Source organism: Pseudofrankia saprophytica, assembly GCF_000235425.2.
Lineage (GTDB): Bacteria > Actinomycetota > Actinomycetes > Frankiales > Frankiaceae > Pseudofrankia > Pseudofrankia saprophytica.
Genome location: NZ_KI912266.1, coordinates 2984118 through 3007714, shown reverse-complemented (window position 1 = coordinate 3007714; position 23597 = coordinate 2984118). Strand labels below are relative to the sequence as shown.

14 protein-coding genes and 1 pseudogene are annotated in these 23597 nt (G+C 67.5%); 7 read left to right on the top strand and 8 right to left on the bottom strand.

Going from position 1 to position 23597, the window contains the following annotated elements:
* Positions 1–553: 553 nt before the first annotated feature.
* Positions 554–784 carry a hypothetical protein gene (locus tag FRCN3DRAFT_RS54010; RefSeq protein ID WP_131803373.1) on the bottom strand — a complete coding sequence of 77 codons (231 nt, stop codon included), beginning with the start codon at positions 782–784 and terminating at the stop codon, positions 554–556.
* 316 nt (positions 785–1100) lie between these two features.
* Here FRCN3DRAFT_RS54010 and FRCN3DRAFT_RS0212415 point away from each other — a divergent pair, with 316 nt between their 5' ends.
* The 5 genes from FRCN3DRAFT_RS0212415 (at position 1101) to FRCN3DRAFT_RS49410 (ending at position 4680) form a co-directional block, all read left to right on the top strand.
* Positions 1101–1952: a hypothetical protein gene (locus FRCN3DRAFT_RS0212415; RefSeq protein WP_007513534.1), complete on the top strand. Its 852-nt coding sequence runs from the start codon at positions 1101–1103 to the stop codon at positions 1950–1952.
* A gap of 668 nt (positions 1953–2620) precedes the next feature.
* Complete coding sequence (locus tag FRCN3DRAFT_RS55010; protein WP_007507764.1) at positions 2621–2806, top strand: hypothetical protein; 186 nt, start codon at positions 2621–2623, stop codon at positions 2804–2806.
* A 329-nt stretch (positions 2807–3135) separates the two neighbouring features.
* Complete coding sequence (locus FRCN3DRAFT_RS44210) at positions 3136–3675, top strand: integrase core domain-containing protein (protein WP_007507762.1); 540 nt, start codon at positions 3136–3138, stop codon at positions 3673–3675.
* A 54-nt stretch (positions 3676–3729) separates the two neighbouring features.
* Positions 3730–4101 carry a hypothetical protein gene (locus tag FRCN3DRAFT_RS44205; protein WP_007513538.1) on the top strand — a complete coding sequence of 124 codons (372 nt, stop codon included), beginning with the start codon at positions 3730–3732 and terminating at the stop codon, positions 4099–4101.
* Positions 4102–4221: 120 nt separating this feature from the next.
* Complete coding sequence (locus FRCN3DRAFT_RS49410; protein ID WP_007513540.1) at positions 4222–4680, top strand: hypothetical protein; 459 nt, start codon at positions 4222–4224, stop codon at positions 4678–4680.
* Between the two features lie 351 nt (positions 4681–5031).
* Here the strand turns inward: FRCN3DRAFT_RS49410 and FRCN3DRAFT_RS58110 are convergent, their stop codons facing one another.
* The 5 genes and pseudogenes from FRCN3DRAFT_RS58110 to FRCN3DRAFT_RS55005 form a co-directional block, all read right to left on the bottom strand.
* Positions 5032–5325: an HAD family hydrolase gene (locus FRCN3DRAFT_RS58110; RefSeq protein WP_232794287.1), complete on the bottom strand. Its 294-nt coding sequence runs from the start codon at positions 5323–5325 to the stop codon at positions 5032–5034.
* Positions 5326–5888: 563 nt separating this feature from the next.
* On the bottom strand, positions 5889–6644 hold the full coding sequence (locus FRCN3DRAFT_RS0212385; protein ID WP_027140507.1) for a hypothetical protein: 756 nt from the start codon (positions 6642–6644) through the stop codon (positions 5889–5891).
* A 648-nt stretch (positions 6645–7292) separates the two neighbouring features.
* Positions 7293–8396 (bottom strand): effector-associated domain EAD1-containing protein, encoded by a 1104-nt coding sequence (locus FRCN3DRAFT_RS54005; protein ID WP_007513547.1) that lies wholly within the window; start codon positions 8394–8396, stop codon positions 7293–7295.
* 370 nt (positions 8397–8766) lie between these two features.
* Positions 8767–12483 (bottom strand): CHAT domain-containing protein, encoded by a 3717-nt coding sequence (locus FRCN3DRAFT_RS0212380; RefSeq protein WP_083401843.1) that lies wholly within the window; start codon positions 12481–12483, stop codon positions 8767–8769.
* 44 nt (positions 12484–12527) lie between these two features.
* Positions 12528–12738: pseudogene (locus FRCN3DRAFT_RS55005) on the bottom strand (DDE-type integrase/transposase/recombinase); the annotation flags it as partial.
* 76 nt (positions 12739–12814) lie between these two features.
* Between FRCN3DRAFT_RS55005 and FRCN3DRAFT_RS0212375 the strand changes: the two are divergent.
* On the top strand, positions 12815–13249 hold the full coding sequence (locus tag FRCN3DRAFT_RS0212375; protein WP_007513551.1) for a hypothetical protein: 435 nt from the start codon (positions 12815–12817) through the stop codon (positions 13247–13249).
* A gap of 248 nt (positions 13250–13497) precedes the next feature.
* Here FRCN3DRAFT_RS0212375 and FRCN3DRAFT_RS49405 read toward each other — a convergent pair whose 3' ends face one another.
* Entirely contained in the window at positions 13498–19941 is a 6444-nt protein-coding gene (locus tag FRCN3DRAFT_RS49405; RefSeq protein ID WP_051466237.1) for a CHAT domain-containing protein, read from the bottom strand.
* A 212-nt stretch (positions 19942–20153) separates the two neighbouring features.
* Complete coding sequence (locus FRCN3DRAFT_RS44185; RefSeq protein ID WP_007513555.1) at positions 20154–22106, bottom strand: AAA family ATPase; 1953 nt, start codon at positions 22104–22106, stop codon at positions 20154–20156.
* 889 nt (positions 22107–22995) lie between these two features.
* On the opposite strand from FRCN3DRAFT_RS44185, the gene FRCN3DRAFT_RS0212360 reads away from it, so the two are divergent.
* Positions 22996–23361 carry a CATRA system-associated protein gene (locus FRCN3DRAFT_RS0212360; protein ID WP_027140505.1) on the top strand — a complete coding sequence of 122 codons (366 nt, stop codon included), beginning with the start codon at positions 22996–22998 and terminating at the stop codon, positions 23359–23361.
* Positions 23362–23597 lie beyond the last annotated feature (236 nt).

The window sequence follows — 23597 nt, the reverse complement described above, 5'->3', positions numbered from 1 at the left end:
CACGATGATTTTGACCTCGACGTCACTATTGGCAGATCGATCAGTCATTCGATATATCGACTTTGTGGCACCCGGGGTGTCGGTGGCACCATCGGGCCGCCGGCCTGGCATTTCAGCCGGCTAACCAGCCACGGATCGACTCGAGCAAGCCGCCTGTTATGAGCCGGCTACGTGTCGAACGTCCCACAACGAGACGGTGCGCGGCGTCACGCTTGCCGACGTCCGAATAGTGTGCGTATCGTGAGGCCTGGTCGAGCATGCGGGAGTACCGCGGGACTACGCGTTGACTACCGCTGCTCGCTACTCAGCAGTAACGAATGGCGCCGGGCATGACCCCGGCGCCTTGCTGTACTTACCTCGAGACAGGACCAACGATGTTCCTAACCCCCGAGCACCGCCTGGCCCCCAGGCCGTCGGCGCAGGCGAGGTACGCGCCTCGCGCTCGCCTACCGAATGCTGGCCACTGCGCGGTGGGTGCCGCACGCTGACCTCGGGCGCCATCGCAGCAGAGCGCTACGGCGCTTCGCTGGCCTTCGAGAAGCTCCGTCGCCAGCTAGTGGTTGAGCGGTGTCACCAACAGGCTGACGAGCAGGGCCGCGACCATCAGGGCCGCGACGAGATACACCGCTGCCGGAATACGGCCCGCGAACGGCAGCTCCGCCAGCAGGGCATGACCGTCGATGCCTGCGTCCATCGCCTGACCGCCTTCACCACCGGTCGAGGCCGGCTCACTGTGCGACGTGCCGCAGTTCGTTGGAGCCGATTTGATGGATGTCCCTGCCATGACGGCTCTCCCCCGTGAAAGTCCCTCGCGAATGCCACCGCGCCGAAGCCCTTTGCTGCAGGTGCAGTTTGCCAGACAAACAGCCCGGGGTGCAAGAACAACTACAGACGGTATTCAGATTCTGGTCGAGTCGGTGTCGACAAAGGGGCCGTACCAGCAGAGACTGCCAAGCCCCCAAGAGCTTGTCGACTACGCGACGTGATCGGAATCGATGTGGATCCTCCGCTGGCCGGAGGCGTCTCAAGCCCTGTCCTGCAGGCGATGTCGATCCAGCGGAGCACTTTCATGATCTCCTCGGGCCAAGAGGTGGACAAGAATGAGTAATGATGCGCGACAAGTGGACTGGGCCCGCGCGCGCGACGTGATCACCTTCATCTGCACGATTGGTACGAGCGTCGCCGGACTCAGTGGCTGGACCGGCGGCGCGGCCCAGGTAGTACTACGCGCCATCGCGGCAGTCTCGGGCAGCTATTTTCTGTGGTTGTTGCTCCGATACTTCAGGCTCACTCGCAGCGGCACTCGCGCGTCGCTCAGCAAGGAACTCCGCCAGCTTGAGGGCGACATCGTGGACACCATCAGTCGGCAGGCCGAAGCCAACGAGGAGAAGGTGCACGTCCAGCTGACGATCGGCCTGGATGACAGCGGCGACAGGGTCGACGAGACCGTCGAGGTCGATCCGAACCCGCAGCTAGTCGCCCGCATGATCCGTCCGATCACGACTTTCGGTAGCAAGCCGCCGAAGGAACTGTCCGACTTCGCCTTCGACGCCAGGGTGGACGACAGCGCGAACGGGCCAGCACAGGTTCGCTCTACAGCCCTCGAGATCAAGGGCCAGCTGTACGTCTGGCTGATCTTCAAGCCCACCCTGACCAAGCCGGTGACCTGGCACTGCAGCTACACCCAGCGGGCACTATGGGCGGACCTCAGGAAGAGCGGGCACGACAGGCTCGTGTGGAACGACGACATGCCCGCGAACGGACGCTCACCCATGACCGACTTCCACGTCTCCTTCGCGTTCAAGGATCCAGGTTTCCGACCAAATGTTCGAGAGAAGAACAGCTTCGGCGTCTGCTCGGCGCCCCGCCGCGAGAACGACGGGTCATGGGTCATCGACTGGCAAGACCCGAGCCCACAGGGCAGGCGCTACGAGTGGGAAATCACGCGCTAGAGGATTCGGAAACCTGGCCCGCCAAGAAGGATAAGTTGACCAACACGGTGGAAGGAGACCGACCATGAGGCAGCGCAACCGCGACGTGCCAGCCGGAGGAGAAGGGGGCACCCGCACTGTGGGCCACCCCGATGTCCCCGGTGTAGATAGGCCCTAACGTGTGGTCGGTGAGCGCGGCACCGCCGCGCTCACCGACCACAGCAGCGTTCCTCCGGCTACAAGCTCATCGCGGTGTTGACCTCCGCCTTCGCACCCACCCTGCCAGACCCCGCAGGGCCGAAGGCTCATCGACGAGCACGTGGTCACCTCGCTTCCCAGCGCCCGCTGGCTCGTCACGCGTACCCCGCGCAGCGGCGCGGGCACGCCGGCCGGCCGGCCCGCCGCTCGTCCTCGGTGATCCCGACCTCGATCTGGACTTCGCCGACCAGGTGCCGTTCATCCTCTCCCTGCGCTGTGCCCGGCCGGAACACACCGAGATAGAGGCGCGGGAGGTCGCCGGGCTACCCTACTCGGCGCACACCCGTTCACGGGCCGGGACGCCACCCGACAACGCCTCCTCGACACCGCACGGCCCAAGGTCCTGCACGTGGCCACGCACGGGTGTGGGGTGCAACTGGACGGTCAGAGGCGCCGATCTGGGCAAATGACGCATCGGGGATCATGACGGCATGGTGTCGACGGTCGTGTTCCTGCTGATCCGGAGGCTGCTCGGCGTGGCCGGTCTCGGGGGCCGTCCTGATGAGAAGGACGTCGAGATCGCCGTCCTTCGCCACCAACTGGTGGTGCTGCGTCGCCACGTCGCCCGGCCGCGGTACGCCCCGTCCGATCGGATGCTGCTGGCCACCCTGGCTTAGCTCCTGCCCCGTCCGCGCTGGTCGGCGTTCCTCGTCACCCCCGCCACCCTGCTGCGTTGGCACCGCGAGCTGGTCCGCAGACGGTGGACCCAGCCACAGCAGCATCGCGGTCGCCGGCTTGAGGACGCGACGATGCAGTTGGTCCTCCGCTTGGCCCGGGAGAACCCGCGCTGGGGCTACCTGCGCATCGTCGGGAATGCCGCAAGCTGCAGGTCCAGGTATCCGCCACCTCGGTCCGCACTCTCCTGCGCCGCCACGGCCTGGGCCCGGCACCCCGCCGCGCCGCCGGGCCGAGCTGGTCACAGTTCCTGCGCGCCCAGGCCCGTGGCGTGCTGGCCTGCGACTTCCTCACCGTCGACACCGTCACACTGGCCCGGCTATACGTGCTGTTCTTCGTCGAGCTCGATCGCCGCCACGTCTGGCTCGCCGGCGTCACCGAACACCCCACCGCCACCTGGGTCACCCAGCAGGCCAGAAACCTCACCTACCAGCTCGGCGACGGCGGGCCGTACACGTTCCTGATCCGCGACCGGGACACCAAGTTCGTCGCCGGCTTCGACGACGTCTTCACCGACGAGAGCATCCGGATCCTCAAGACACCCGTCCAGGCACCACGCGCGAACGCCTTCGCCGAACGCTGGGTCCGCACCGTCCGCGCCGAATGCCTCGATTGGATCCTCATCTGGAACCGGCGCCACGCCGAACACATCCTGTCGATCTATGTCGAGCACTACAACACCGCACGACCCCACCGCGGCCTCGAGCTCGACATCCCCGATCGGCCAGCCTCAGTCGGCGATCCAAGCGGCTCGATCAGACGCATCGACCGCCTCGATGGCCTCCTCCACGAATACCAACGAGCCGCCTGATCAAGCTCCTGGCCAGCGGAACCGCATACTTGCACCCTTCGGGGCCCGGTATTCGTGGCGTCGCATCCGTTCCCGCCGGAAAGCGCAGCCCGGTCGCTGGCCGCAACGCGCGGGGAACGGGTGCTGGTCTGCTGTCCGTCGCCGGTCTCACCGGCGCTGACCCGGCTGGCCCTGGCCGTCGGCCGCATCCTCGCCGCCGCGCGCGAGGCCAGCGCGCACGGCCCGCTGCCGGTGGTGCTCTGCCCGGTCCGGCCTCACTGCGCCTGGCAGTCCGATGGGGTCGCCGTGCCGCACCTGGTGTCGGTCGTGACCGACGAGGCGGTGCAGCTGCGGGTCACCTGGGAGATCACCGATCACGGCCAGATCTCCGGCTGGCTTGCCAGCGCGGCCCCGGTACCTGCGCTGTCCAGGGCGGTCGCGGCGTGACGCCGATACCGACGGTCGCGGCTAGCCGTCGACCGGCCGGGCGGAGCCCAGCGATCGGCAGGCTCTGGCCGACGTCACCGCCGAACAGCAGCAGACAGACCGACCATGAGGAGGAACGACGTGTCCGACGGGGCGAACGAAGAGCATCTTTTCGGCGTCGTCAACTTCGCCGATCCACAGCGTGCGAGCGCACTGGGAGTGCATCTGCCCTTCGAATCGCCAGCGGCGGGCCATGCCTACGCGCGCCGACACGGCCTGACGAACAGCCTGATCAGGCCACTGGCATTCGACACCGACACGCCCGACGGCGGCAGTCGCGAGGGCCATCTCGCAGCCGCGAGCCACGGCGAGGCCGAGTGGGCAGACGGCCCCCTGTCAGTCGTTCCCACGGGCGGGCCGAGCAAGGTACGGGTGACCGTGGACGGCGACGTCGAGATCACGTTCGCCCCCGGCGACGACGTGACCCAACTGACCGCTGCCCTTGCGAGCCTGCCCGCCGGGCTGCGCTTCACAGAGGCCTACGGCGACGTGGAGATCCTCCTGCGCTTTCGCCCTCTCCACCCGGCCACACCCAAGTAGCCAGTCGAGAACCGCCATTCCGATGGGCGCGGTCGCGTCGGGCCTGAACTCCCGGCTCATTTTCCGAACGTGGTAGGCCACGATGCCGGCGATGCACGCCGACCCTCGCCTGGCGATACCCGCGCGGTGACGCTCACGATGTCATCGGCGATGCGCGAGAGTGCCGCCCGGACCAGCGATGTCATGCGCGATGACGCTCGCGATGTCCTCCGCGAAGGCCTCAGCACCTACGGAGGTCCGCCCCGGTCCGGCCACACTCGCTGACTCCTTGCGAGCCGGACATGTAACCGGTCCGAGTGACTGGGCCGTCGCTGGAGCCAAGCACCAGCAGCGCGGGTCGTTGCCAGTTGTCTAGGTCGATGGGCGGAGTAGGGCGGGTAGTTCGGTCAGTGAGTTGATGCGCCAGTCGGCGGCGTCGACGACCGAAGGGTGGTCGGCCCACAGGTGGCCGGCGGGGCCGCGGCGGATGTGCGCGGTCCGCATCCCTGCTTTGCGGGCGGGCAGGATGTCCTTGTCCCGCTGGTCGCCGACGTAGACGATGTCGGACCGGTCGGCGGGGGCGAACTGGGCGACGCGGTCGAAGAAGGCCTGGTCGGGCTTGGCGGCGCCCCATTCGCCCGAGGTGGCGATCGCGTCGGCCGGCAGGTCGAGGGCGCGCAGCAGCCGCGCGACCTTGGCGGTCTGGTTGCCGACGATCCCGACCCACGGCCGCGTGCCCGCAGCTCGGCGAGGGCGGGGCGGACGTCGGGGTAGAGGTCGGCGTCCCCGATCGTCTCGCCGACACCGGCGTCCTCGCGTCGCTGCCGTTCAGTGACGAGGTCAAAGCCGGGGCGGAAGTACGCGAAGGCCTCGACGTTGTTACGGCCCGCCGCGGTGACGGCACCGAGCACCGCCGAGAAGGTATGCCGAGGAACGCCGAGCCAGTCCGCCCACGCGCCGTACTCCCGGGTGTCGTCCAGCAGCGTCTCGCCGACGTCGAACACCACTGCCACGACCATGATCTGCTCCCGTCCCGGCAGTCCCGTTGTGGATGACCGTAGCCAGCGGGACGGTGGCAGACCGGACACGACGCTGCGATGCGCCAGCGATGCACGGCGCATCAGCCTCCACCCAGTGACGGCTCGCGCGGGGATCGCTCGCAATACCGTCCGCGATGCACGCGGGCGTCCTACAGCGTGGCGATGTCGCGCGTGGTGTCGCTCGCAATGTCATCGGTGGTGCCCGAAAGCGCCATCTCGATCGGCGATGTCGTACGCGATGACGTTCGCGATGTCCTCCGCCATGACCGCGCTCGCGACCATCGGCGCTTCGGCGCCCGCTGGACCCCGCCTCACCTGGGCCGAACGGGCGGCGCAGGCCTGGCGTGGGAGGGGACATCGCACCGCCGAACCCCGCCTCGGCCCGGCGACGCTTGCCGCCGCAACGGTCGAGATTCGGCCCGGCAGGGCAGCGGCGCGAACGGCACGCCCACCGCGCCGAACGCGCAACGGCGTGCCCAGCCGCGCCGCGCCGACCGCGCCGGCCGGCGCGGACCGCAGCACGGCATCGCCCGCCGCCGTGGCCCCAGCCGCAGACACGGCAGCCGAGTCCACGCAGACAAACACCAGCCGGGACCGACGCGCGGTGGTGAACGCCCACCGGCAAGACCGGCGACGGCCCGGATGGGCATCGGCCACCACACCGCGCTCGACGGGCCGAGGCTCGGGTTCGGCAGGAACCGCGCCTGCATCGGCGCGGAACGGCGGCAGCGCATAGACGTAGGGCCGCGCCGAGTCCAAGGGCGCGACGGCAAACATGGCGCTGTGGGCCGCGCCGCCAAGCTCGCCGCACTCCTTGGACGCGCCGCCGCGCACCGAACCGGCCACATCATCCGCGCCGAGCGCGCCCATCGCGCCGTCGGCCGCGGCGCGCGGCGCGCCGCCACGCGCCGTGCCGCCGCGCCGAACACACGGCCGAAGCCGCACAACGCGCCGCCACCCTCGCCTACCCCGCACGCTCCTCGCCCCCTTTGCGCCTGCCCAGCGGGCTGAACCGCCACCAGCTGGCATGCGCGGGACGCTCCGCCCCTGGCCGACGCGGGGATGAGACTCGTGCACCTGAAAACCGCACGGGACCGTCAAACCAGCCACGCCGTCCTCGCCACCATCGAATCCATCAGCGACCTCGTCGCACTGCGCGGCACCGACTCGAGGGATTGGTAGCCGCGAGGTGGAACGAGGCCTACCGCTGTAGCGGCTCGCAGGTGTGCCACTCAAGGAGCGCTACACAGTCGACATGTAGGCAGCCGAATATTCACGCAGCCAACAAAATCATGAACTCGCTTCTAATCGTTAGATTTGATTCAGGCCTCCACCAGAGAGTCACTCGCGGGAGCGGCTCCCCCTCAACGACCTACCTGCTGACCAGCCAACGGCCGACCGAACCTGAACCCGCACGGGACGGCACGTACAACCCCTCCGGGTCACCGCCATCCGCCATGCACCTATGGGGGTGGCGGCTACGCCGCCACCCCCAAGGACTGCCAGGCCAGCCCGTCTCGCGGCGCGCCGACGGTCACAGATAGACCGTCAATTGGGAAACGATTGTCGATCTTACTATCCCAGATCGCGTTATTAACAATCGACCGCCGCACCGATCGGGATGGTGGCCAACCATTTTGGCGGCACAGCATACACTGGTCGATGCGCCGTTCCGCATTGGCTTGCATCGACCACCGGATGCCGTGAAGACTCATTGAAAATAGACACCTCCAGACCTCCAGCAGGGCGAATTACGGTTCCATCTGGCAGCGAGCCGCGGTGTCGATCTAGGTAGCCACTCTCCACCGTCGCTCCACTATAGTTTCCCTCTCGTTGATCGAATATTTCAGCATCCCCGATATCCATGATAGGAAGAACCGCTCCACGTATCGATATGTATTGCGCAGCCGAGCCAACCACCGTGAATCGAATTCCATTCTCAAGGTCAGCGTCTTCGGGCACGGGATACTGCTTCGACCAGGCGGTCGGCACCTTCTTCAGGTCCTTGCATTCGCCAGTAGGAACCGGAAGCATTCGTTGACCCGTAAACTTGTACTTCGCAGTGTGCCCGACGGGCTGAACACAGATTCCCACGTCCAGGTGAGCGGGGTGCGCTTCCGCATAGGCTGAGTCTTCCACGTCTACTCGACGGTTTCCCTCAGCATCTAGCGCCGACATGTCGGCATGCGACATCTCGAAGGCCATCCCATCAACTGAGAGATACTCTACTTGCGGGTCACCTGCTGTGAATCGAACACCATTCGGAACTAGGTCCCTAGATTTGTCGCCCGACCAAAATGCGGCGAGCACGGCGACAGCAACCACGACCGCAATCGTCGTTCCAGCTATTGCAAACAGAAACTTCGGCCCCGGTCGGCGACGTCTGAAACCGCCGCGCCGGACGGCCACTAGCGCTGTATCCGCCTGCCCGAAGACAGAGTTCGCCGGAAAAATCATTCCCGCCGCGACGAGGATCCTTGTCGCCCCACCCGATATAACCCCATGCTCAAGAAGCCGACCAACCTCGCTCCAGAACTCGTAGCCGTTCGATATCGCCCAGGGAATCCTATCTTCCGGGAAGCCTACCGAACCTCGTCGTAGCAGTCTCACTGCGGCCGGTTGATCGGGGAATGCCTTGGCAAGCGCGACGACCTCCGAATCGGTGAGGCCTTCTTCTCGGGCGCGGTCGGCTGGCATGATCGTCCGAGCCTTACGCCGCAATACCGGGGTGGATTGGTCCCAACCACATCGCGCTCTCCCTCGAGTCGATCACTGCCGCCGAGGATACCGCGGGTGACTTCAAGCTAGACAACCTCCTGCAACATGGCGCTGCTTGGCAACCTAATTGGCCCCGGGGTAAAATCTCGCGCCCGCAAGCAGAAATTTGGACCCTCCTGCTCGGACCCTCGGGCGGGCCAGGCCATCCACTCCCAATCCTCTGGCGACGACTCCCTGGTCGTGGATCTCGACGCGACGCTGGTGACGGCGCATTCGGAGAAACAGAACGCGGCGCCGACTGGAGGAGTCGCCCTGAATCGGCTACGCCGAGCAATGCCATGCCGCCAGGTCAGGGCCCGCTGTGAATGTGCGACGCCCACGTCGACGGCCGGTCCCAACCCCGCGCCGTACGCGACCACCGAGTCGCCGAATGTAGTGCCGCTGCTACGTCGCCATCCGAGACGAGTTTGGTATAGATCTCGGCGGCGAGGTCCACGGCGTGCCGGTCGGCGATCGGCCAGAGCGTGCCGATCACGTTCCGGTAACCGGCGAGTTGGAACGCGGACGTGAGATGAATGACCTCGTCGGTCAGTCGTTCTCCGGGACGGGCGGTCGAGCAAGCGGACAGGAAAGCCAATTCCGCGACGTCCAACCTGAGCTCGGCCACGTCTACGACTCTCAGGGCTTGATCTTGCAGGAGCAGGTGACTAGCAGACGGGTTCATCGGGTCGGAGAAACCATGGCAGGCGAAATGGGCCATCCGGGCTGCGGGCAGCGCCGCGAGCACGTCTTTCCGGGTCGCCTCGACGCCCGCCAGAACGCGGACCTGGTCACCGAACCGCGCCCTAATCGCGGCGACCTCCGCGTCGACGCCAGGAAGATCACTCGCACCTGGCGTACTGCTCATTGCCACCGCCACCATTGACGGCCCGGCTGCTCCTGCCGTTTCCCGGCCGTCGTCGTCAGCGACGACGGTACGGCGCCCGTAGGCGATCGCCCGAATCGTTGGCGTGTACGAAGAGACCACGCAGTCTAGGACGGTCCTCGGCACGGCGTCGCCGCGAGGTCCGTGGTAGCCGGCGGCGTGTACCGGCAGGAAGGCCAGGAGTCCTGACAGGCACCACCAGAGCCGCGGCCATCTCTCGGTGTCCGCTGGCGAACCGGAGACACCGAGCTGACGCAGGACGGGTCCAGCAACCGCATCCCACAACCATTCCAGAATGTCCGTCAGCCGGCTTTCGGCGGCCTCCCGAACACGTTTGTCCGATGAAGCCCTGTCCTTCAACGCCGCCTGGAAGGCAGCCACCCTGTCGGCCAGCACCTCCGGCGCCAAGGACGTCAGCGGCAGCGGATCGACGCCGGTGAGGGTCAGGGCCAGCGCGTACGAACCGTACTCGGAGACGGCGACGACGACGACCGGCCCCGCGGACGCCAGCGGAAGCAGATCCTGAATCGGCGTTGGCTTGAGGAACGAGCGGAACTCCGGAAGTTCACGGATCTCGCCAACCAGCCGGTCGAATGCTGCGACTGTCGCCATACGCCGCTCGGCACTGGGCGAGTACTGCCCGCCGTTTCCTGCCGCGACGGAGGCGAACCTGTCGGCCGGTTCGTTCACCTTGTCGCGTAGCGCGATGAACCGCTCCGCCAGCTGCGGGTGCTTCTCGGTGAGGACCGTGAGGTCGGTCCGTGTGTCCAGGGCCTGACTCAACAGCACTCCCCGGCTTTGTTCGAACAGCTCCAGCGCACGCCCTGGCTGTCCGGCTTGCACGAAGCAGGCCGCCGCGTCGGCTGCCAAGCCCTCCACTTCGTCGAGGATGTGTTCCTGATCGTCGCGGGCGAGACTGCGCGGCGCGAGCCGGTCGAGCAGCTCGACCGCGGCTTCGAAACCGGCGGCGGCCGACTGCCACCGTTGTTCGCTGGCGGCGACGTGGCCCCAAGCCCGTGCCGCCGCCGCGCGCGTGCGCGGCGGGGCAGTGGCTACCTTAACTGCGTCCCTGTACACGGCGATCGCTTCGTCGAGGTCGGGCTGCCGGCGGGATACCTCAAGCCGCGTGATCAGCGCGGCACCGAGGTAGGTCAGCCGCCCGGCGCGGTCCGGATGGTCGGCAGGGGTGGCCGCGGCTGCTCTCCGCCCGACGACGATCGCCTCGTTGAGGTCCTGCAGCAGTCCGGTCCGGTCGTAGCGGACACGCAGGCCGAGGCCGAGGCTCGCCAGGTACATCGCCCTGTTGGTGTGGTCGCGGGACGTGGCGGCGACCGCAGCGCGGTCCAGGTTGACCGCCTCGTCCATCGCGCTGAGGTCGCCCGTCGTCTCGAACCACGTCTGGAGGGTCGTAGCGAGGTTCGACAAGTACATCGGGCAGTCCGGGTGGTCGACCCCGGCGGTCTCCACAGCATCCCGGCCCGCGGCGATCGCGTCGTCGAGGTCTGCCTGCGCTCCGGTCCGGTCGAACCGGATACGAAGAAGGAGGCCGAGGTTGCTCCTGTACATCGCCCCGTAGGTGTGTTCCGTCGGCGTCGCTGCCGCGGCGCGGCAGTTGCTGATCGCCTCATTGAGGTCGGCCAGCTGCCCGGTCCAGTCGAACCGGACACGCAGCGCTCCGCCGAGGTTCGACTGGTACATGGCCTGTTCCTGGTGGTCGGCGGATACGGCTGCAACGGCCTCCCGGCCGACAGCGATCGCCTCGTCGAGGTCGGCTTGCACTCCCGTCTGCTCTGCCTGCGTCTGGAGGGAAATGCCGAGGTTCGAAAGGTGCCTGGCTCGGGCTTTCAGGTCGGCGACCTCGGCTGCCACCGCCTCTCGGCCGATGCTGATCGCTTCGTCGAGGTCCGGCTGCCTGGCGGTCCGCTCGAACCGGAGGCGCAAGGCGGCGCCGAGGTAGGACTGGAACATAGCCCTGTCAGGATGGCCGGCAGGCGGCACCCCGGACGACCGTCGTAGCAGGACTATTGCCCTGTCCAAGTGGGCGCTGTCTCCGGTTGCTATCGAACTGTTGAAAAGAGCCGTGCCTCTCCAAGCCCGGACCATCGGCCAGAGTCCGAAGTACGCCTCGTTTTTCCCACGCGCCTCCGAGCTGACGCTCGGGGCCGCACTTTCAGGCCTTGAGCGCAGATTCTCCGGCGTGCGGGTATGGAGGCCAGCGGAACGGGACAGGACCGCTCGGGCAGCGAGTAGGAATGCCGTCGACGCCAGGAGACTGCCGGCGAAGACAAATCCGCTCACCAGTGCCGGCCAGGCCCAACGTTGCAGGACCGAGCCGGCCGGCGCGCCAGTGAGTGCGTCGTCGAGCCACCGCGTGATCGCCACCGCGTCGTAGTAGATTCGACTGGCTCCGGGGCGGACGCCCTGCTCCAATCGCTGGCGTGCCGTCAACACGAGCACTCGGGCCATCAGGGCGAACGCGAACGCGCTTACCGCCGCCACGACACTGCACCTGCGGACGACGCGGCGCCGTGTGCCACTTTCGAGTAGCCGTCTCCAGTCGCGGCGCCTGGCCTCGGAGACGGCCGAGGGCAACGGGCTCTCGAAGCCCCCGGCGATTAGGAGCGACGTGAGCAGGATTCCGCAAACGGCCACGACCAGAATGAACGTTCCACCGAGCAGTTCGCGGTAGACGAGGGCGGTTACCAGCATCGCGGCGACGGCAAGCAGAACCCACAAGAATCGCACGGGCTGCGCGTAGTTCCGGAGGCGCCACGTCGACGACCGCGGAACCTGCGAAACCCCGGGGAGCGTTACAGCGGTTGCCGCAGTGCGCCAGCAACAGTAAATCAGAATCAGGATCAGCGCGGTGGCGATCGCTGTGCCGACCGCACACCAGATCGTCAGCCACGACGCGAACGACACCAGCCCCGCCGCGAGAACGAACCGAGCGAGACCGGCCCGCGACAGCAACTCCCGCTCGTCTACCGTTCGCCGCGTATCGCTCGCAGCACGTGATGTCGAGTCCACGGCCGTCCTCACGTTGTCTAGGCTTCGTCGCGACCGAATTACCGCCGCACCGATCGCGATATCGTATGTGTCCGGGCCGATCCGTTGAACATTGCCCGAGCCGGTCTGTTGCATTTGGGAGAGCTTGGAGCCCGCGGAGGTCCTGGCCAGCTCGAGGATCAGACCGCCGCGGCAAGCTCGGTGGACGCGACCGATAGCCGCAGCTGCGGATTGGTGCCGATGGCGAGGTCGTAGTGGCCGCGGCGAATGTTTTGGACAAGGCGTGTCCGCTGCTGACCGTCTGAGCGGAGCGCAGCCGTTTCAGCCGCGTATGGATCGTAGCCTGGCCTTGAGCCTGCTGTGACCGGACTCGGTCCGGTTGTTCTGCCTGTGGGGTGCCACAAGTCGGACTGGTCCCGTGAGCTGGGCCGATGCGACAGCCCGGCCGTCGGCATGATGGTCACCTGTGTCCGTACGCCTGCTCTATCTGATCTTCGTCCGGCTGTGTGGCTGGCTCGTGCTGCTCTGCCGGTCGTCAGCGTCGAAGAACATCGAGCTGCTCGTGCTTCGGCACGAGATCGCGGTACTGCGCAGCACCCAGCCACGGCCGAGATGGGACTGGGCGGACCGGGCCGTGCTCGCCGCGCTGATCCGACTCCTGCCGCGAAGACTACGACTGCACCGGCTGACCACCCCTGGCACCGTTCTACGTTGGCACCGCCGCCTGGTCACCAGGAAGTGGACCCACCCGAACCGGACCGGTCGACCACAGATCGCTCCAGAGGTGCCCGCGCTCATCGAGCGGTTCGCGACCGAAAACAGGACCTGGAGATACAGGAGGATCCAGGGCGAGCTGCTCAAGCTCGGTCACCGCGTCGGCGCCTCCAGGGTCCGGCGCTGATCTTGCGATCCCCTCGGCCCGCCCGATAATCATCGGGCGAGATAGGCGCATTTGCGCTGTCTGACCGGGCAGCAAAACCGTAGGTCGTCTTCCCGATTCAAGTACCGGCACGGTACAGGGCCTGCCCCCCCTTTCCGATCACCTGGGAGTCGGCGCGGCGACGGCGACACCGGTCTTCGGTTCGGTCTCTGCCGCGCACGGCGTCAAGCTCCTCGCTGCCGAGTACGGAGGGACCCTGGCGACCGCAATCAGCCGCCGCTGTGCACGTACGCGGCCCACCAGGACGGCCGATGGGGGGCGCGGGCGCGGGCGCGGAGCATTGCGATGTGCACTGCGGCGGCCATGTCGCCGTCTGCGGCAATCGCCGCGTAGATGTCGTTGGCCATGGATGGGGTATCCGGAATGGGCCAGAGCGTGCCGATGACGTGCTGGTAGCCGGCGAGCTGAAAGGCCGAGGCCAGGTGGATCACCTCGTCGGCCAGCCGGCCTCCGGGACGTGCCGTGGAGCAGGCAGACAGGAAGGCCAGCTCCGCATTTGTGAGCCGCAACCGCGCCAGATCCATGACAGTGAGCGGCTGGTCTAGATGGTCGTCCAGCAGCAGCCGGCTCGCCGATGGGTCGTCCAGATCTGCCTGGCCGTGGCAGGCGAAATGCGCCCACCGCGCGCGCGGCAGCGCGGTCAGCACCGCGTCGCGAGTCGCTTGTTCGGCGGCGAGAATTTTGACCCGGCCGGGAAACCGCCGACTGATGAGATCGGTCTCTATGCCCGCCCCAGGCAGATCGGACACGCCCGGGGTGTGGGGCATCGCGATGACCAGCATGTCGCCGCCGCTGGAGTCTGTGGGTGGCGCGTCCACAGTAGGGCGGAACAGTGCTAATTGGGCATGCGCGAGCGCGCGAACGGTTGGCGTGAACGACGAAATGGCTCTGTCGACCAGGGTATTTGGGACCGGATCGCTGCGGGTCTGGTGGTGGCCAGCTGCTTGCACTGGCAGGAATGACAGCAGACCCGAGAGACACCACCGGATTCGTGGCAACGGTTGACCCGCCGGAGGCAACCCCAAAATACCAAGCTGTTCCAGCACGGGGGCGGCGAGTACCTCCCACAGCCAGCCAAGGGTGTCAACGAGCTGTTTCTCGGCCTCCGGGGCCCTGGCCCCGCCATCGGGTACAGGTGGCACCCGATGAAGAATCGCCTCCGGGGTCAGGCCGTCCAGTGCGACGGCGTTGACCGACCCGTCCGCGGTGAGGATCAAGGCGTACGAGCCGAACTGGGAGACGGCGACGGACACGACCGGGCCGTCAGCGGCGGCCGCGGCGAGTGAGTCGACGCCTGGCGGCCTCAGAAAGTCCTCGAAGCCGGGCAACCGTCGAACATGACTGATCAATTCGTCGAAGGCGGCGGCGGTCCGCCGTCGATGTTCTGCGGCCCATCGGGCTGCCTCAACGGGGTCGAGCGCCGAGACTCTGCCAGGTTCCGGAACTTCGAACGTCAGGAGCGCTGCGGCGTCGACGTCATGGTCGAGCGCGTCGGCGAGTTCAGTGAACCGGCTTGCCAGGTGTGGGTGGCGGTGTGTGAGGTTGGCCAGGTCAGTGCGGGTGTCCAGGGCCTGGCTAATCAGCACGCCGCGAGCCTGGTCGAGCAGTTCGAGCGCACGGGTTGGCCGGCCCGCCCGCACGTGGCAGGCGGCCGCCGCGCTGCCGAGGCCGCCCGCGAGTTGTCCGAGCAGGTGTTCCTGGTCGCGTCTGTTCAGTCCGCGTGCGGTGGCGAGGCCGACCAGTTCGACCGCCTTGTCGAAGCTGTCAGCGGCGTCCGACCACTGCGCGGCGTCGGCGTACAACCGGGCACAGAGCCGCCCGGCTTGCGCACGCAGTCGCGGTGATACGGCCGTGGCCGCCGCTGTCTCGCGGTATGCCTCGGCGGCGGCCATCAGGTCGACAGTGTCGCCGAACTTGTCGAACCGGGACTGCAGGGTCGCGGCGAAGATGAGGTGGGCGGTCGCCGTCTGGGCGTCGTGTTCGGCTGCGGCCTCTGTGATCGCGCGTAGCGCCTCGAGCGCCTCGTCGTAGTCCTCGAGCCGTTCAGTACGAAGCGCACGGAAAGCCAGTGCCCGGGCGAGGACGATCTCGGCCATACCGCGATGCGCATGTCCGGCTGGTAGCGCTGTGACAGCTTTCCGGCACATTTCGACCGCGCGGTGAGGTGTATCGGATTCTCGACTTCTGTCCAGAACGGTGATCAGGAGGTTGGCCAGGTGGAGTTCCGCCATGGGCAGGAGGGGGTGGTCGGCAGGCAGCGCGGAGGCCGCCTGTTGACCGGCCTCGACCGCGGCGTCGGCGTCGGCCGACTGCTGGGTGCGGTCGAATCGCGTCATCAGCGACCCGCTGAGGACGAGCAGAAGTTGACTGCGTTCAGGATGATCGGTGGGCAGGGCGGTTTGGGCTTGGCGCAGCGCGTCGATCGCGCCGTCTACGTCTGCTAGCTGCCCCGTCCGGATGGACCGCACATGCAGCGCATTAGCGAGGGAGATCAAGGAAACGACTCGGCCCGGGTCGTCTGGTCGTGTGGCAGCGGCAGCCTGCCGTCCCGCCTCGATCGCCGCGTCCAGGTCTGCCGGCTCGCCAGTGTGGTGAGCCCGGGCCAGCAGAGCGCCGGCCATCGCGCTCAGCGCCACGAAGCGATACCGATAGCTCAGCGGGCTGTCCAGTGCCGCCTCGGCCGCCTTGATCGAGCGATCCAGGTCTGCCGGCTCGCCTGTCCACGCGAACCGAGCCCGCAAGGCCGCGGTCAACGCTGCCAGAACGCCAGCGCGGCTGGGGCTGCTGGCCGGGGTGGCGACCAGCACAGCCTCAAGGGCTTCGACAGCCTCGTCGAGGTCGGCCATGTCGTTGAGCCGCTCGAACCGTATGACGAGCATGCTCCCCAGATTGGACAACGCGCTGACGCGCCCAGGATGCTCCAGCGGAGCGACCGCGACAGCCCGCCTGGCCATCGCTATCGCGGCGTTCAGGTCGGCGAGGTCGCCCAGCTGTTCGAAGCGAAGGGCCAACATGGCTGCCACGTTCGCGAGCCCTGCTGGCAGGTCAGGGTGATCAGACGGGGTGACCTGGATCGCCTCTCGTCCAATCTCGATCGCCGCGTCCAGGTCGACCGGGTCGCCGGATCGCTGGTATTGGCCGATCAGGCCCGCGCCCAGATTGGACAGCAGTTTGGGGCGCAAGGGGCTGTCAGGAGGTATCCGGGCGAGCGCCGCCCGACCCGCCTCGGCCGCCGCGTCGGCGTCGACCAGGTCGCCGGTGTGGTTGAGCCGGGTGGTCAGCGCGGAGCTGAGCACGGAGAGGCGCCTACCCAGGTCGGGATGGTCTTCGGGCGTCCTGTCCACCGCCTCCTGGGCGGACTCGATCCCCGCCTCCAGGTCGGCCAGATGACCGGTTCGGGTGAACCTGGCGGTCAACGTCGTCGCCAGGCTCGTCAACAGGTCGAGGCGGGTAGCGCGGTCGTTCGAGGTCGCGGACAGCGCGGTGCGGAACGTGTCGACCGCCGCGTCCGCGTCGTCCGTCTCGCCCGTCCGCTCGAACCGCGCAGCCAGCGCCGTCGCTAGATTACTCAGCGTCACGGTCCGCGCGGGCGAGTCGCTCGTCGCGGCCGCCGCGCGCCGGCTGGCATCGATCGCCGCGTCGATGTCAGCCAGGTCACCGGACTGTTGGTACCGAGCGATCAACGCACCGCTGAGGCCGATCAGCACGGCGCCGTTCCCTGCGTCGCCGGAGTGGTTCGGAGGCGTCGCCGAGGCGGCGGTGCGCCCGAGCTCGACGGCGGCGTCCAGGTCCTCGCGCCGGCCGGTGTGTTCGCCCCGGAGCCGCAGCGCGGTGCCGAGCGTGTTCGCGACCCCGGCATGGTGGCGATGTCCAGGCGGAACGCTGTCGAGAGCCTGCTGGCCGGAGGCGACCGCGGCGTCCAGGTCAGCCGGATCACCGAACCGCTGGTAGCGGAACGTCAGCGCGGTTGCCTTGTTGGTCAGCGCTATGGCACGGTCAGGATGATCCGGCGGCATGGCGACGACCGCGGCGTGGCAGATGTCGAACGCCCTGGACATATCGTCGGGATCTTCCGTGTGCTGGTATCGGGCGAGCAGGGTGGTGCCGAGGTTGTTGAGGGCGATGCCCCGGCGCGGGTCGCCGTCCGGCGTCGCGGCGAGGGCCGCCTCGCCCGCGACGATCGCGTCCTCCAGATCTTGCATGTCGCCGCTTGTCTCGTATCGCCTCGTCAGTGCCCTGTTGAGGGTGAGCAGTGCGAGACGGTGCTCGACAGCCTCGTCCCGGCCGAGGGTCACCGCTCGCCGGGCAGCCGAGACGGCTTGGTCCAGGTCAGCCCGGTCGCCGCCGCGTTCGAATCGCGCCAGCAGTGCCGTGCCTAGTTCGCCTTCCAGCAGGCAATGCGTTGGATGGCCGGCCGGGCCCAGGGCCAGGGCTGTCCGCAGCGCGTCGATGGCGGCCTCGAGATCAGTGGGGCCTTCGGTCTCCTCGTACCTGAGGAACGCCTCGGCCGCGGCCAGCCGCGCCGATGTCTGCTCCTGGAGGATTGATCCCGCCGGAAGCTGTTCCGTCAGGCGTTGGGCTACCCGCCGTATAGCCTCCTCGTCATCACTCTCCACCACGTCGAGGTCCTGGACGAGGCCGTCCCACTGGGTGAGAAGCGCACCGCGTTCGGCGAAGTCCGGAAGAAGACCGGCTATCCGGTGGAGAGCCTCGATGCCTGACCTGAGGGCGTCCGGATCGCCGGTGGCGGCGTGTTCGTGGGCGTCGGCGATCGCATCGACCTCGCCCACCACCGCGCGGGCGAAGGCGTCGTCCGCGGACCTCCTGGCCGCCACCCGCCGCAGGGACCCCAACCCGGCGGCGATCGCCGCGTCCAGATCCGCCTGGTCCCCGGTGTGCTCGAACCGGACCTTCAGCAGCTCGGCGAACCCCGCCTCGAGCAGGTCACGGATGCCGTGCGTGGTCCAGGCCGAGGCAAGCACTGTCCGTGTCGCGTCGACTGCTTCCTCGAGGTCGGTCATGGCACCGGTCTCGGCGAAGCGGACCTGCAGCATGCCCGCGAGGTTCGCGAGCATCAGCGCACGGTTCGCGTTTTCGGCGGGGTCGTCATCCGACAGCTCGGCCAGCGCGCCGCGCACCGACTCGATCGCCGTCCCCAGGTCGTCCACGTCACCAGTCCGCGCGAAGCCCACCATGCGGGTCGCGCCGGCCAACCCGACCACGGCCGCATCCCCGGCCACGGCACCCACCGTCGTCACAGCGTTGTGGAGCACCGCTTCGAACTCAGGATCACGCATGTCCAACCGGTCGGCCTCGAGGCCTTGGAGAGCGGCCGCCGCCGCGTCCCAGGCCGGCAGCAAATCTGTGGCCGGATGGCCGTCCGGCAGTGCCCCTAGTTCCGAGCGGACCGCGGCGGACGCGACCCTGAACGCCGCCAGGTCGCCCGGCGCTCCGGTGCGTTGGAGCCGATAGCCGAGACACTCACCGAGGTTGAGCAGGCGCAGAAACCGATCCGGATCGTCGTCCGACGTGGCGTCCAATGCGGATCTCGTGGCGTCGATCGCGAGGTCCAGGTCCTCCAGATCGCCGACGCGTTCATACCGGACGCTCAGGTAGGTTCCGAGGCTCGACAGCACCGCGGCACGATCCGGGTCGTCGGCATCGATCGCGTCGACCGCCGCGCGAGCCGCCTCCAGGGCCACGTCGAGATCCGCCGGCCGCCCCCGCTGGTCGAACCGGCAGGCCAGGAGGTGCCCGAGCGTCCGCTGATACTGACCGATGTCAGGGTCGCTGGCCGCGGCAGCGTCGACCGCGGCCAGCGCGGCGTCGACGGCGGAGTCCATGTCGTCAGCCCGCCCCTGCCGATCGAACCGCACGGCCAGCGCGTAGCTGAACTCGTGCAAAAACGCTGCCCGGTCGGGATGCCCGAGCGGCGCCATCTCAACGGCCACGCGCGCGGCCTCGACCTCCGCGTCCGGGTCCGGGTCCGGGAAGGCCAAGTCCTCCGGCACTCTGAGCGTCTCGGCCAGCAACGCGATCAGCGCCGGATGGTCGAGGTCGCCCTCGGCGAGCAGGCCGCGGGCCGCTGCCGACCTGTCATCGGCGACCAGCCCGACTGCGAGCAGACCGACTGGGACAGGCAGTAGACCGGCCTCGCCGGCCTGCCTTTCGGCCGTCCGTATGGCCGCGACAAGCGTTCCGGAAAGCGGCACCCCCTTCCACCGCCCGCCAGGGTCGGCATCCTGATCGCTCAGCCCCAAACCGGGCAGGTCAACTGGGGCGCGTGTATGCAGGCGCAGCCGATCCCACTCCCCAACCACGTCCATCCGAGACAACGCCGCCAGCAGCATTGCTGTGTCGATTGGCTGGTTGGAGAGGCGTTCCGCCGCAGCAAGCGCGAGTGCGTCCTCGACCGTGGGCGTGAGGGGAACGTCATCGAGCACATCGATCTCAGCAGGAGCGCCGGACGGAGGCTCCATGGTGGCACCCTCAGCGGTCGCATGCTTCTCGGCGAAGGCCGCTGCCACGCCGACCGCCGTGCAGCGGTTCAGCAGTTCGCGGTGTTCGTCCAGGCTCGTCGCGCGTGCCGGGTCATCGTCGCGGAACAGTGCGGCCTGCGCGGTCAGCAACGCGGCGGCGTCTGCGGACAGCAATCCTGGATTTTCGTCAAGCAGTTCCTGGGCAGCCCGCCAGCTTGGCGACGTCACAAACGCCACGAGCGCGTCGACAAGGCTCGGTCTTGCTGTCTGGTCCGCATCAGAGTCCGCGACCGCGCCTGCATCAAGGTGGCTGTCTGCGTTCCCGTCCTCTGTCGGTTGCGTTCTGGTCTCCGTGGTGTCTTCGTTCGGCTGGGCTGGCACGTCGCTCACCATGGCTTGGGCACCGCACCGCCCGGACCGTTGAAGTCCCACCTCCCCGGAGCGGGGCGGGCCGCAGGACCCGGATCCGGTACCGCGCGAGGTGGTCCACTTGCTGCGGGGCTGGGGTGTGTGTCCCGAGGAGCTGCACTATCGGATCGTGCTGATCTGTCGGCGGAGCCACCACGGGCGGGTGAAGGTATGCCCTTGGCAGCCCCTGTCCCAGTAGTCACCTCGTCAGAAGCTGTGCCACCGGCGGATGCGGCTGGGCGGGACAGCCCGGACACCATGGGTTCTTCGGGAAGATCGGCGACCGTCAGCAGGCCGATGTCGACGTTCTCGCCGTCGGCTGCGGCCCGGAGCGCGACGCTATCCACCATCTCAGACAGCGTCCGCTGGACGTGTCGTGCATTCGCCGCTCGGCCGCCAACGCCTGGGAGTACGAATCGAGCCAGCAGCGCCGTCAATACCGCGGGATCGATTTTGAACTGGCTATCGGCTGCCAGCCTCTGGAAGATCGCGACGAGTTCCTCCGCCGTATAGTCCGGAAAGCGGACGGTCCGGGAGAAACGGTCAGCCAGCGCGGGGTTGTTTGACAGAAATGTTTTCATCCGGTCGGGTCGGCCGGCAGCGATGACGACCAGCTCGTCGCCGAGGTCCTCCATCAGCTTTACGATGGTGTTGACCGACTCGTGGCCAAAGTCAGAACCGGACGCCTGATGCGGTGCCAAGATATCGGCCTGGTCGATGAACAACACACCGCCGCGGGCCCGTTCGAAGGCGTCACGGGTACGCTGGGCGGTCTGCCCGACCCATTGTCCGACCAGGTCAGTCCGGGTCACTTCCACCAGCTGGCCCTGCGCGAGCATCCCCAACGCGGCGAGCAGTTCGCCATAAAGACGGGCACACATCGTCTTGCCCGTGCCAGATGCGCCGGTGAACACCAGGTGCCAGCTCTCCATGCAGCTAGATTGCCCATTCGCCTGACGCCGGACAGCGAACGCGGCTCTGGCCTGCAGGCGGGCGACCTCCTCCTTCACGGGCCGCAGGCCCGGCAGTGCGGTCAACTCGGCGCTGACCCGCGCGAAGTGCGCCTCGTCGGGGGCACGGCGGCCTACTGCCAGCCCGGACCGGCCGAGCTCGACATCAAGATCCTCTGGCCGCATCTCGTTCAAAGGAACGTCGCGGCCGGCATCAACCTCGGACATCACCCGGCCGACCAGCCGGCCCTGCATCGCCTCAAGGAGTGTGCGCGCGGCGCGACCGTTACCTGGTGTCCGCCGACCGTGGCCCCTTTGAAAGTAGTGGCGCACTGCATCGGCTGTCCCTGGTCCAAGCACGAACCCAGCATCGGAAGCCAGTTTCTCGACAATGCGGGCAAGTTCTTCTGGCCTGAACGAAGGGAACGTGATGGTGCGGGTAAACCGCGTACTGAGGCCAGGATTCATCGCGAAGACCTTGCTCAGATCACTCGAGTATCCGGCCACGATGACCAGGACGTCTCGGCGCCGGTCTTCCATCAGTTTCACCAACGCGTTGATGATCTCATAGCCGAACCCGGCATGCCCCGACGGATCCGGAGCCAGGCTCTGGATCTCGTCGAGGAACAGGACGCCACCCTGTGCCTTCTCGAACGCTTCGACGAGCCGCCTGGTACCCGATCCGGCATGCTCGCCCACCAAGGAGTCAGAGGACACCTCCACTGGCACCGCGCGCTGAACGACCCCCATTTCAGCCAGCAGGCGGGCGAAAATTCTGGCCACGGTAGTCTTACCCGTGCCCGGCGGCCCAGCGAACACCAGATGCTGCGCCTCGAAACCGACCTTGTACCCGCGCCGGGTGGCCAGTTGAAAGTAGTTCATCGTCGTCAGCAGAGAACGGATCTCGCGCTTGACTCCGTCTAGCCCGACGAGTGTGTTCAGCTCGGCGTAGCTGGCGAGTTCCGCCAGTTCACGTGGCATTGCTGTGCCCTGGTCCACGTGAGCGGCCCGTTCTCCACCCGCCGCGCACCGCTGCTGTCTTCGGACGGCCACGACCGCCCGAATGCGCTACCCGATTACTCCCACTCTGTGACGCTACCGTCCATGCGGGCACACCAGAATTAACCGCCACCTTGAGCCCCCGTAGGCTTCGCCGACTCATCCGAGGTGTATGCCGACCAGCCCAGACTAACCCATCGAGGCGATGACGCATGCAACGTCACCGTTCTTCTCTCCACAGCACCTGCCGCGATGACGGCTCGCGCAGGAGTCCGAGTAGTCCACCCCTCACACCTCTGTGATCAGCTGAGCGCTTGAGTCAGGCTCGCTGCGTGCCCATGCCGCACCAGAACTCGGGTTCCGACTGCTGACCTGCGACTTCGTCTCCGGATGCCGTGGCGCATGATCGTAATCATGGTGGTGCGGCTAGTCCAGCTGATCATGGCGTGGGTGTTCGGCTGGCTCGCGCTGCCAGCCCGCAGCGACGCCCTAGGCTTGGTCGGACGAAGCCGTCAAGGATTGGGTCAAGTTCGTGGCTGGACCTGGTAGTCGTCCTGGCCTCAGGTCTGTTTTGCCTGTTGGAAGCATTCCTCGATCGGTCAGCGGGCACCGGCCACCCGTGCGAGCCCGGCCAGGCTGGTGCGCTGAGGCCCGAAACAGACGTAGAACGCCAGCTCCCCGCTGGTCCGATGACACTGAGCGAGCAGCCAGCGCCCCCATCTCGGCTCCCACCATGCCCGGACCCGTACCAGGGCGCCGCAGCGAGCCTCGGGATCCCGTTCGCTGAGTATCCCCAACCGTCGTTGGCGCGTCCGGGCACGCCCCGAAGGTGCGATGACCTCCCAACCTGGCATCGCTATTGTCCTGGTCTATGGGGGACAGCGACAATTCGACATCGCCGATGCCTGCCAAGCGGCGCGACCAGGCCCTGCAGACACTGCGCTTGGCCTCCCGCTGGCGGCTGCCCGCTGACCAGTGGGACGAGGTCGCCGAGGTGCTCGCCCGCCTCCTCGACGCGCTGCGCACCGGAGACCTCGCCGCCTTCGGCGAGGCCGCTGCCAACCTGATGTTCCTTGGCCCGAATCGGAACGTCAGCGACGTAGACGGCCCCGTAGGCGAGCCGGCTCCACCGAAAATCCGCGAACGCCTGAACACCTTGATCCACATCCTTAGCGAGCCCTCCCTCGACCTTGCCTCGCCGCCCGGAGGCCATGCGGACCCAGAAACCCGGCGCTGAGCCGTGCCACCACGCGCTGCTCATCGGCAGTCGAGTCGATGTAGAACAGCATGTACAGCCTGGCGGGTGTGACGGCGCCGATGGTGGGGAACTCGGAGGCCAGCCGATTGTGGGCTTGGGCTGCGCAGGAACTGCGACCAGCTTGGCCCGCCGCCGTGGCGAGGTGTCGGTCCGACGGCGCATCGGTGCAGGATGGTCGGACCGAGGCGCCCGATACCTGGACCAGCAGCTTGCGG